The organism is Mycobacterium sp., assembly GCF_049585075.1.
GTDB lineage: Bacteria > Actinomycetota > Actinomycetes > Mycobacteriales > Mycobacteriaceae > Mycobacterium.
Window position 1 is genome coordinate 1 of sequence record NZ_JBAUZA010000016.1, and the last position, 10,802, is coordinate 10,802.

Here is a 10,802-nt window from a genome sequence, read left to right on the forward strand (position 1 = left end):
GCCCCTCGGCCGCAGCCCCTACCGCGTCTCCGGCCGCAGCCCCAGCCGCATCGGCAGCAGTCCCAGCCCCGAGGAGTCCGGGGATCTCCGACAGGGTCCCGATCCAGTTACCCGGCATGTAGAACCCCGAGGAGAAAATGGTGTTCCAGATGCTGCTGTTCAAACCCAACCCATTCGAGCTGAACAGGTCGTTGAAGATCGCCGACAGCCCTGTTCCGGATCCGTTCCCAGTCAAGAAGTCGAGGACGTCCATCAGTCCCGACCCTGACGACGTCGACGTTGCCGGCGACGTGAGCCCTTGTAACGCAGCGGGCACCGCAGTCACCAACTGCGACAGCGTCGACTGCGTACCCGTGCTGGTCGCCTGAGCGACGGTGGCGGCCTGCGCGGCCGGCGCTGTCCCGCTGGTGGTCGCCGGCGCATCGGCAAACGGCGTCAATGTCGAAGCGGCCGCAGACGATCCCGCGTAGCCGTACATCGCCGCGGCGTCCTGCGCCCACATCTCCGCGTAGTGGGCTTCGGTGGCCGCGATCGCCGGGGTGTTCTGGCCGAGGAGGTTGGTCGAGATCAGCGAGGCCAACAACGTACGGTTGGCGGCGATGACCGCCGGGGGCACCGTCATCGCGAACGCGCTCTCGTAGGCGCCGGCCGCCGATTTGGCTTGGCCCGCTGCCTGTTCGGCCTGCGCCGCGGTGGTGCTCATCCATGACACGTACGGTGCAGCGGCGGCAGCCATCGACGCCGACGCCGAACCCCGCCACGGGCCGTTGGTCAGGCTGGAGACCACCGATCCGTAATTGCTCGCCGCCGAATACATTTCGATTGCCAGGTTGTCCCAGGACGCCGCGGCGGCCGTCATGGGCGCGGAACCCGGGCCGCTGTACATCAGCCCGGAGTTGATTTCCGGTGGTAGTACTGCGAAATCCATTGCTCACTCCTCAGCTTGCCGCGACCGCGTTGGCCGCTTCGGTGGTGGCATAGGAATCGGCGCTGGTTGCCAAAATCGTCACGAACATCTGGTGCATCGCGGTGGCCTGCGCGCTGACCGTCTGATACATCTGCGCGTGTGCGGCGAATTGCATTGCGGTCAAAGCGGAGACCTCGTCAGCGGCGGCGGGAACCAGCCTTGTGGTTGGGACTAGCGCCGCGGCATTCTGCGCGCTCACCGCCGAACCGATCACTTGCAGATTGCTCGCTGCGGCGGACAGCATTTCCGGTACGATATCGACGAACGACATGGACTGCTCCTTCGTAAATCACCGGCCCCGAAATGCCATAGCGCAGGCGGTTTTCAGACAGCAAGTACCACTATGGGGACCGGATGGAAAGCTACGGTCATTGGTCTAGCCGTGGCCTCGCCACATCCAGACAGCAGGCCACCCGGCTCTGCCCGTGCATCGTGCAGAGTCGTAACGGTTTTGAACTGCGTTCGAGTGCGGTGGAGATCTCGGCCTGGCGGGAAGCCAAGCCGACTTCTTGACGCGTTTCAGCCGACGCGCTCGGGCTGCACCGTCCACTTCTCCTCGATGCGTGCATAGCGCCAGATCAACACGGCGCCAACCCATGTCACCACGAACAGGCCAACGATCAGAAATCCGATCGCATTGAGGTCGATGCCGCCCAGCCAGCTCCAGAATCCGCCGGTCCAACTGAGCTGTTCAGCGAGCAGTCCGAGCAATTCCACGCTGCCGATCAGCAGCGCGACCACGACAGAGAGCCCGGTGATCGTGATGTTGTAGTAGACCTTTCGCACCGGGTTAGAAAATGCCCAACCATAAGCGAAATTCATGAACGAGCCGTCGATTGTGTCCAGCAGGCACATTCCGGCGGTGAACAGCACCGGCAGGCACAAGATGGCATACCAGGGCAACCCGGCTGCTGCGCTGGTGCCGGCCAGCACCAGTAGTGCGACTTCGGTGGCGGTGTCGAAACCCAGCCCGAACAACAAACCCACCGGATACATGTGCCAGGACGCGGTCACCGATTTGGTGAAGCGGCCCAACAAGCGATTGAGCAGTCCGCGGTTGTTCAGCTGTGCTTCGAGCTCGTCTTCGTCGTACTCGCCGCGGCGCATCCGCGCGAATACTCGCAGAATGCCATGCAGGATCACCACATTGATGGCGGCGATCAAACACAAGAAGACGCCCGAGACGCTGGTGCCGATCAAGCTGGTGTAGTGGTGCAGGGCGGAAGAGTCCTGCTCGACCGGCCCGACGATCGCCTTGAGGCCGGTGGCGATCAACACAGCCAGCCCGAACACCACCGACGAGTGGCCAAGCGAGAAGAAGAAGCCGACGCCAAGCGGCCGCTGCCCGTCGTTCATCAGCTTGCGGGTGGTGTTGTCGATCGCGGCGATATGGTCTGCGTCGAACGCGTGACGAAGTCCCAGCGTGTAGGCGGTTAGCCCGATCCCGATCCCGAACGCCTTGTCTCCGACGCTCAAGTGCGCTGGCTGGACAATCAGTACCAGTGTGCCCCAACCGATCACATGTAGCGCGATGATCACCGCGAACATCGATCCCAGGCGCAGCCACTCGTCGGGCGTCAACGCGGACCGTAGCCGAGATAGTGAAGACCATTGCCTGCTGAGCGGGTCAGCGGCCATGGCGCGTCCTATCTTCAAAAACCCGACCGCCGACGAGGGTAGACCACCCGCGAACGATTCGCAAGAATTCTGCAAATTTTTTGCATGTGCTGGCTATGGAATCCGGTCAACCTTGAAAGGTGATCAGCGGGATCGCCAGCTCCGCCGGGGTGGCGGCGCCGTGAAAGCCGACCAGCCGAGCTACTTCCGGTGGTTCATGACTAGTGGCCAGCACTGCGGTATCACCGACGCAGCTGACGACGACATCGCCGATCCGGGCCAAGTGGTCGGATCGCACCGACCCGAACAATCCGGCCCCGACGGCGTCCTCGCGGCTGCGCACCTCGACTCGCCCATCCAACAGCTCGCGCCACGCTGCGATCACGTCGGGAGTCGCACCCGCTTCGGTGTGCAGGTAGCGCACCCGGGGATCGCCGGCAACCGCGCGCACACCGGCTTGCAGCCTCGGGTCGGCGTCGAGGTCGATGCGGGCATCCGCGGGCACGTTCAGGCCGCCGTGGTCGGCGGTGACCAGCAGCACCGCATCCGATGGCAACGCCTCGACCAGGCGGGTCAACAGCGTATCGACGCGAACCGCGGCGGCGTGCCACTCCGGTGACTCGATACCGAACAGATGTGCCGCGGTGTCGAGGTTGGCGGTATAGCCATAGAGCAATCCGGGTGCCGCACGCAACTGGTCGACCACGAGTTGCGCGTAGTCGTCGTCGCTGTTGGCCGGGTGCAATCGCGCGCCGCGATATACCGCCTCGGTGAGGCCGCTGCCGAGAAACGCCGCGGGCAGCACGGCCTGGGCGCCGACGCCGTCTTGCTGCAACCGCTCGAACCACGTTGGGACGGGCTGCCATTGGGCTGCCGGGGGATCGTCGCCCCAAAAGATGTGGTTAAGCACCCGGTCGGAGTCGGGAAGCTTGACGGTAAAGCCGAGAATCCCATGCTCGCCAGGTGCGGCCCCGGTGGTCAGCGACGCCAGGCTGGTCGGTGTCGTGGACGGGAAGGTGCAAGCGATTTCGTCCAGCTGTCCGGCATCGCCGGCCAGAACCGACGCCAGCAGCGGTGCATCGGCGGCCAGCGCCGGCAGTAAATGCCAACCCATCCCGTCGACCAGCACGACCGCGACGCGCCCCACCTCGCCGACCAAATCGGTCACTCCCAGCGCGTCGGTCGCGCCGGGAAACGAAAGCAGCGCAGCCGCGGCGGGCAGCACGTCGCAAATCGATCCGGCCATCACGCCAGTTTGGCAGGCGCATACTGGGTGGGTGGCCAAGCCTTCGGCATTGGATCCGGCCGTCACCGAGCGGATCGGTGAGCTGCTGCGGTCTCACGGGCTCAGGCGGATGGCATCTCGGATCGCGGTGTTGGCCGTGCTCGAGCCGGTCCACGGTCATCTGTCGGTTGCGGAAATCGACGAGCGGCTGCGCGAATGCATGCCCGCCGAAGACCAGCCGCCGGACTTGGCGACGATCTACCGCACGGTGACTACCCTGGTCGACCAGGGTGTGTTGCATGCGCTGACCATCGAGGGCGGGGTCACCACCTACGGGTTGGCTGCCGATCCGCACCATCACGCGGTGTGCACCCGATGCGGCTCGATCATCGAAGTGCCCGCGGGACGACTGGCCTCCGCGCTCCAACATGCGATGGCGGGCAGTTCGTTCACGCTGTCCGAAAGCGCCGGCCTCACCCTGCACGGACTGTGCCCGCAGTGCCAGGGTGACGGGCCGGGCAAACGCTCGCAGCGAGGCTAGACGTGCGCCAGCCGCTGGTTTGTCACGTTGAGCTGGCGGGTGGTGCTGTCGGCCAACGCCTGGATCTGGCCGGGTTGCAACCGGCCACATAGCCGGCCCCAGTGGATAGCAATCTCGTCCCCAACGACCACGTCGGGCACCGCACTGTAGCCGTCGGTCCAGACGTCGAGCCGGCGTGCCGACGGCTCGGACAAGCCCAGCACGTGTCCGTCCCACGCCAGCCGACAACACGACACCTCGACGTCATCGCCGTCGCGGGAAAGCACTGTCCCCCAGGTGATCCGGCAATTATCCAGCACACTTAACGGGTGATCGTCGAGTCCGCGCCCCAGCAAGCGCGACCACGGATAGACACCGAACACATGGAAGCAGTGATTGGCGGCCGCCTCGCACGCCAAATCGGCGGTGAGGTGCCCCCAATAGCGGCCCGCCTTGGGGCCGATGATGGCGAGCAACTCGTGGAAGAACTCATCCGGATCCAGCTCGGCGCCGATACCATCCCCCAGCCAGTACGACTCGACGAGCCGGTAATCCAGCGGGTCGGCGATCCGGGTCATCTTCGCGAGCACCTGCAAGTAGGGCCAGGCGCCGGAAAATTGCGTTGCGGCGAGTCGCACATCCTCGACCGAACCGTCGCGCAATGTCGCCCCCAGCGGTGGACCGCAATAGCCCAGCGCGTTGGGGGCATATGCGTAGCGGGCGAACATGTCTGGCCCGCGGTCGTTTACTGGCGACGCAGCCACCGTCACGCCCGCCCGGGGGATCCCACCAGCTTCACGGCGTCGCGATGCATGCGGCCGAAGTTGTAGTAGGCCGCGCACGCGCCCTCGGGTGACACCATGCAGGTGCCGATCGGCGTCTCCGGGGTGCAGGCCGTGCCGAAAACCTTGCATTCCCAAGGCTTGAGCACACCTTTGAGCACCTCTCCACACTGGCACGCCTTGGGGTCGGCGACCCGCACACCGGGCATCGAGAATCGGAGCTCGGCGTCGAATTCCGCGAAGTCGTCGTGCAGCCGCAATGCGCTTTGCGAGATGAATCCCAGCCCACGCCATTCGAAGTGCGGACGCAACGCGAACACCGTACCCATCAGCGCCAGCGCTGCCGGGTTGCCGTTTTCGGGCACCACCCGCTTGTACTGATTCTCCACCTCGCAGCGGCCCTCACGGATCTGGCGCAGTAGCATGGTGACCGCGGCCAGAATGTCCAGCGGCTCGAATCCGGCCACCACCAACGGCTTTCCGTACACCTCGGGAACGAATCGGTACGGTCGGTTGCCGACCACCGTGGAGACGTGACCGGGTCCGATGAAGCCGGACAGTCGCAGGTCCGGTGATTCCAGGATGGCCTTGATCGGCGGCACGATCGTGACGTGGTTGCAGAACACGCTGAAATTGCGCAGGCCGAGGTCGCGAGCCCGCACCAGCGTCACCGCCGTCGACGGGGCGGTGGTCTCGAAGCCGATGGCGAAGAACACCACATGTTTGTCGGGGTTGTCGACAGCGATCTTGAGCGCGTCCAGCGGCGAGTAGACGAACCGGACATCGGCGCCGCGCGCCTTGGCGTCCAGCAGACTGCCGGCCGATCCGGGCACCCGCATCATGTCGCCGAAACAGGTGAAGATCACGTCGGGCTGGCCGGCCAGCCACATCGCGTCGTCGATACGGCCCATCGGGATGACGCAGACCGGGCACCCCGGGCCGTGGACCAGTTCGACGTTGTCGGGCAGCAGGTGTTCGATGCCGTGCCGGTAGATGGTGTGGGTGTGTCCACCGCACACTTCCATGAACTTGAAGTGGTCGGAGCCGCTTCCGGCCAAGTGCTCGATGGCAGCCAACAGCTTGCGGGCCGCGGCCGGATCGCGGAATTCGTCAACGAATTTCATCGTCGCCTCCCTTAGACAATCGCCGACGAGTCGAAGGCCTCGACTTCGGTGGTGTAGGCCTCGCCGAGCTTCTTGACAGCGGCCAGGGTCAGTAGCGCCTCGGTCTCGTCGATCTTGGCCATCGCGAACCCGACATGGACCAGCACCCAGTCGTCGGGCTCGGGCATGTCGCCTTCCAGCAGCCGCACGCTGATCGTGCGCTGCACCCCGCTGACGTCCACCTTCGCCAAATAGTTTGCGGGGTCGGTGATCTCCACGATCCGACCCGGAATCCCAAGACACATGAGCGGTCTCCTCCTCTCTTGTGGCGACCCGCTGCGCCCGGCTTCGCCGCGCTTGCGATCGCCACGCTCTCAACAGATCCGCGGCAGCGGGTCGCCGACGAGCATGTCGACGATCCGGGTGCCGCCGAACCCGGTACGCAACACCACGCTTTCCGCCGGTTCGGTGACGATTTCCCCGACCTCGGCCGCCTCGCCGCCGAGCGGATGCGAGCGCAGCGCGGCCAGCCCGGCCTCGGCCTCGTCGGCTGCGACGACGGCGACGAACTTGCCCTCGTTGGCGACGTAGAGGGGATCGATGCCAAGCAGCTCGCACGCGCCATTGACCATGGGCCGCACGGGCAGTCGCTCCTCTTCGAGCAGCACCCCGAGGCCGCATGCTTGGGCCAGTTCGTTGCAGACCGTCCCAACCCCGCCCCGTGTTGCGTCCCGCAGCCAGCGGGTGGACGGCGCGGACGCCATCAGCAGTTCGACCAGCGGGCTAAGGCACGCCGTGTCGGAACGGATGTCCGCTTCGATGGCCAGGTCGCCCCGAGCGAGCATCACCGCCATGCCGTGATCGCCCATCGAACCCGACAAGAGCAGCTTGTCACCGGCGCATACCGCAGCGGCCGAAAGTTTGCGCCCCGCGGGAATGACGCCGGCCCCGGTGGTGGTGACGAACATGCCATCGGCGGCACCCTTGGGCACCACCTTCGTGTCGCCGGTGACGATCTGCACACCCGCGTTGGCTGCGGCGGCAGCCATGTCGGCGACGATCTCCTTCAGCTCGGCAATGGGAAAGCCCTCTTCCAGAACGAACGCCGCCGCGATCCAGGACGGCACTGCGCCTGCCATCGCGAGGTCGTTGCAGGTGCCGTGGACGGCGAGATCGCCGATGGAGCCACCGGGAAAACGTCTGGGCTGCACCACAAATGAATCAGTAGACATCGCCAGCCGCTCACCACCGGGCAGCGTGAGCACCGCGCCGTCACCGAGCGACTCGAGCAGCGGGTTGCGGAACGCCTCCAAGAACACCGCGTCGACCAGCGCGGCCGAGGCCTTTCCGCCCGCCCCGTGTGCCAGGTTCACGTGGTCGTCGAGCAACCGGGGGCGACGCCTGCGGAACGACTCGATCCGCTCGATCACCTCGCCCTCGGCGAACCGCGGCCCCGATGACAGGTAGTCACCCGCTGACATGCTCATGCGGCCCCCAAACCTCGACCGTCGCACCGTTGCTGGGTGGCCAGCCACAGCTGGTAGCCCAGCAGCGCTTGCGATTCCTGAATCCGATGCACGCTCTGTGAGCGAACGATGAAGCAGGCGTCCACAGTTGGATTGTTAGTGAACGCGCCGCCGTCATATCCGGCGAAACCGACCGTGTACATATCACGCTGTCGTGCCTCGGCCAGCGCGGTGAGCAGGTTGGGCGAATTGCCGCTGGTCGACATCGCGATTGCGATGTCACCGGGCTTCGCGCGGGCGATCAGCTGGCGGGCGAACACCAGCTCGAACCCCACGTCGTTGCCCAGCGCGGTGATAATCGCCTGATCGGCCGTCAACGACCACGCGGGCAACGGCTTGCCAGCTGGCGGACGGGCGAACATAGCTGCCAACGTCGTGGAATCGGTGCAGCTGCCGCCGTTTCCGAAGGTGAACAGCCGCCCGCCGGCCGCAAACCGGCGTGCCATCTCGGTAGCGGCCTGCTCCAGCAGCTCGGTGTTGGCTTCCAGTGTGGTGCGCCGCAGCGCCAGGCTCTCGGCAGCCTTTGACTGCGCTGACGCGGTGAGATCGGCAAGCAATGATTCCGAGTTGTCTTCCTGCGCATCGATGAACGGATACAGGAAGTTGGTGGGTTCTTCAGCCATCACGCGTCCTCCTCCATGCGGCTGATCGCGGTGCCGGCGTGCACCAGTACCAACTCGCCCGCGGCGACAGGATCGATCAACGTCGTCGCCACGTTCTCGACGCCGCGCGCGGTGCGGACCGCGGCTATCCCGTCGGCTGATGGCGACACCACTTCACCCATGCGTCCCTCATCACTGCACGTGACGCAAACCTCTTCGGTGCATTCGGGTTTGAGCAATCCCGAGTGCTCGAAACAAACGTGGGTGAGCTCCCACAACAGGTGATAGAAGAGCACAAAGCCGCCCGTCGCGGGGACGCGCGGGTCTGGGTCGTCGAGCCACAGCACGTGATCGGCCACCCCGGCCGGCGGCCGTTCGCCATTGCCGATCCAGATCGTAGTGGCGCCCCAGGCCGGGCTGCGGCGCATCACCGAACGCAGCTCGCGGTTATCGGCGGCACCAACCCCGATCACGATGTCGCCCGGCCGAACCGACACGCGCACCAAGTCGACCAGGTTCGGTCCGGTCAGCGCAACAGCCGGCAGCGCCCGCTTTCCCATGATCACGGGATGCACGAACTCGACCGCGATGTGCAGCGCGTGGGGCTCCCACGACGGCGCGATGGACCACATGGTCGCGCCCGCCGCGAATCGCTTGGCAAGCGTGAACGCGGTCGCGGCCAGATCGGCTGCCAGCTCGGCGCCAAGCCCCCGATCGATCGCCGTGGTGGTAGTCACGACTGAGCCTCTTCCAGCGCGGTCAGCACAGAAATCACGGCCTGACCCAGCGCCAACCCGCCGTCGTTGGGTGGTACCGTTTGGTGGGTCAGAATCTCAAATCCGCGCTGCTGCAATTGGTTACAGCAAGCACTCAGCAACAATACGTTCTGAAACACCCCGCCAGTGAGGCCCACCAGCCGTGTCGGCCCGGCGGCCATTCCGACCGCCTCGGCGACGGCAGCAGCGACCGCCTGGTGGAATTCGGCGGCCAGCACCGCCGGTTGTGTACCCGTGCGTAGCGCCGACACCATCGTCCGCAGCATGTCGGTGGGGTCGATCACCCCGTCGGCGCGTACCGTCATTCGTAGCCTCGGTCCAGGGGTGTCGCCGATCGATTGGGCGAGCGCCTCGAGCTCGATCGCCGCCTGGGCTTCGTAATCGACCCGGTGTCGCACCCCCAGCAGGGAAGCGACCGCGTCGAACAGTCGGCCCATGCTCGAACATGGGACGCAACCCACGTTGCTCTCCAATTGTGAACGTGTGAGCCGTAGTTCGGCGGGCGTAGCGGCGATGACCGGGGGTAAATCCGGTGTCCAGTCGATGTCGGCCATCCATAGCTGAGACAGCGCCATCCGCCACGGATTCCGCACGGCCGCATCGCCGCCTGGCAGCGGTACCGGCAACAGGTGGCCGACCCGGACGAAGCGCTGGCTGTCGCGCCCGAGCTTGAGAACTTCGCCGCCCCAAATTGTTTGGTCGCAGCCATAGCCGGTGCCATCGAACGCAACCCCGATGACGGGTTCACCGATGCGCCCGTGCTCGGCGAGCAGCGACACCACGTGCGCGTGGTGGTGCTGAACCAAGTCGACCGGTCGATCACCCGCGTGGCGCTCCGCCCAACCGCGGGTGTGATAACCGGAATGCAGGTCGGCGGCAAATCGCATTGGCTGGTGTCGGACTTCGCTGAGTTGGTCCACCGCGCGCTCGAATGCCCGTAGGGTCTCGAGCGTTTCCATGTCACCGATGTGTCCGGACATGTATGCGCGCGCGCCGTCGGTGAGGCAGAAGGTGTTCTTCAGTTCGCCGCCGACCGCCAGCACCGCTGGGCCGTCGCGGCCGAGGTCGACGGGCAGCGGCGCGTATCCGCGGGATCGGCGGATCGGCAGTTCGCGACCGTCCACGACGCGCACCACCGAGTCGTCGCAGGGCACATGGATCAGCCGGTCGTGGTCGAGCAGGGCGTCACACAGTGGTGGAAGACGCTGCGCGGCATCGTCGTCGGTAAAACAGATGGGCTCATCGGAGCGGTTGGCGCTGGTCAGCACCAGCGCGTCGGGTACCGGTGCTTCGGCACCTGGCACGGACGCGAGGAGTAAGTGATGGATCGGCGAGTAGGGCAGCATCAGTCCGAGCAGTGGGCTGCCGGGTGCGACGGCGTCAGCGACCGGCGCGTCCCGTCGGCGCCGCAGCAGCACGATTGGCCGGGCCGCATTGGAGAGCACTGCGGCTTCGGTGTCGTCGATATGTGCGTAACGGCGAGCGACATCGAGATCCCGCACCAGGACGGCGAACGGCTTGGCGCCGCGCGCTTTTCGGGTTCGCAGCGTGCCGACCGCCGCCTCGTCGTCGACTCGACAGGCCAGGTGGTAGCCGCCGATGCCCTTGATCGCGACCACCGCACGCGCGGCCAGTGCCCGCTGGCTGGCCGCCAGCGCCGCGTCGGATCCGTGGACCCGTTCGG

General features: G+C 65.8%; 12 protein-coding genes. 1 reads left to right on the plus strand and 11 read right to left on the minus strand.

Annotation, left to right across the window (positions count from 1 at the left end; translation table 11 throughout):
• The 4 genes from WB785_RS00850 to WB785_RS00865 form a co-directional block, all read right to left on the minus strand.
• The coding region (locus tag WB785_RS00850) for a PPE family protein (protein WP_424076814.1) at positions 1 to 928 on the minus strand (928 nt) is incomplete at its 3' end.
• Positions 929 to 938: 10 nt separating this feature from the next.
• Positions 939 to 1,238 carry a PE family protein gene (locus WB785_RS00855; protein WP_424076815.1) on the minus strand — a complete coding sequence of 100 codons (300 nt, stop codon included), beginning with the start codon at positions 1,236 to 1,238 and terminating at the stop codon, positions 939 to 941.
• A 248-nt stretch (positions 1,239 to 1,486) separates the two neighbouring features.
• Positions 1,487 to 2,605: a HoxN/HupN/NixA family nickel/cobalt transporter gene (locus WB785_RS00860; protein WP_424076816.1), complete on the minus strand. Its 1,119-nt coding sequence runs from the start codon at positions 2,603 to 2,605 to the stop codon at positions 1,487 to 1,489.
• Between the two features lie 106 nt (positions 2,606 to 2,711).
• On the minus strand, positions 2,712 to 3,830 hold the full coding sequence (locus WB785_RS00865) for an alkaline phosphatase family protein (RefSeq protein WP_424076817.1): 1,119 nt from the start codon (positions 3,828 to 3,830) through the stop codon (positions 2,712 to 2,714).
• 31 nt (positions 3,831 to 3,861) lie between these two features.
• On the opposite strand from WB785_RS00865, the gene WB785_RS00870 reads away from it, so the two are divergent.
• A complete protein-coding gene (locus tag WB785_RS00870; protein ID WP_424076818.1) occupies positions 3,862 to 4,350 on the plus strand; it encodes a Fur family transcriptional regulator in 489 nt (162 codons plus the stop codon).
• On the opposite strand, the gene WB785_RS00875 is transcribed toward WB785_RS00870, so the two are convergent.
• From WB785_RS00875 to hypF, 7 genes are all read right to left on the minus strand, one after another.
• Positions 4,347 to 5,099, minus strand: a complete 753-nt coding sequence (locus WB785_RS00875; protein WP_424076819.1) for a DUF6390 family protein — start codon at positions 5,097 to 5,099, stop codon at positions 4,347 to 4,349. The genes WB785_RS00870 and WB785_RS00875 overlap by 4 nt on opposite strands.
• Positions 5,096 to 6,235: a hydrogenase formation protein HypD gene (gene hypD, locus WB785_RS00880; RefSeq protein WP_424076820.1), complete on the minus strand. Its 1,140-nt coding sequence runs from the start codon at positions 6,233 to 6,235 to the stop codon at positions 5,096 to 5,098. Before hypD ends, WB785_RS00875 begins: the two co-directional genes overlap by 4 nt.
• Positions 6,236 to 6,246: 11 nt before the next feature.
• The gene (locus tag WB785_RS00885; RefSeq protein ID WP_424076821.1) at positions 6,247 to 6,519 is read right to left on the minus strand and encodes a HypC/HybG/HupF family hydrogenase formation chaperone; all 273 of its coding nucleotides are present in this window, start codon (positions 6,517 to 6,519) and stop codon (positions 6,247 to 6,249) included.
• Positions 6,520 to 6,588: 69 nt separating this feature from the next.
• Entirely contained in the window at positions 6,589 to 7,701 is a 1,113-nt protein-coding gene (gene hypE / locus WB785_RS00890; protein WP_424076822.1) for a hydrogenase expression/formation protein HypE, read from the minus strand.
• A complete protein-coding gene (locus tag WB785_RS00895; RefSeq protein WP_424076823.1) occupies positions 7,698 to 8,363 on the minus strand; it encodes a D-sedoheptulose-7-phosphate isomerase in 666 nt (221 codons plus the stop codon). The genes hypE and WB785_RS00895 overlap by 4 nt, the downstream gene beginning before the upstream one ends.
• Complete coding sequence (locus tag WB785_RS00900; protein WP_424076824.1) at positions 8,363 to 9,079, minus strand: HypC/HybG/HupF family hydrogenase formation chaperone; 717 nt, start codon at positions 9,077 to 9,079, stop codon at positions 8,363 to 8,365. The genes WB785_RS00895 and WB785_RS00900 overlap by 1 nt, the downstream gene beginning before the upstream one ends.
• Positions 9,076 to 10,802 (minus strand): carbamoyltransferase HypF (gene hypF / locus WB785_RS00905; protein WP_424076825.1); only part of this gene is annotated, 1,727 nt, incomplete at its 5' end. The genes WB785_RS00900 and hypF, both read right to left, overlap by 4 nt.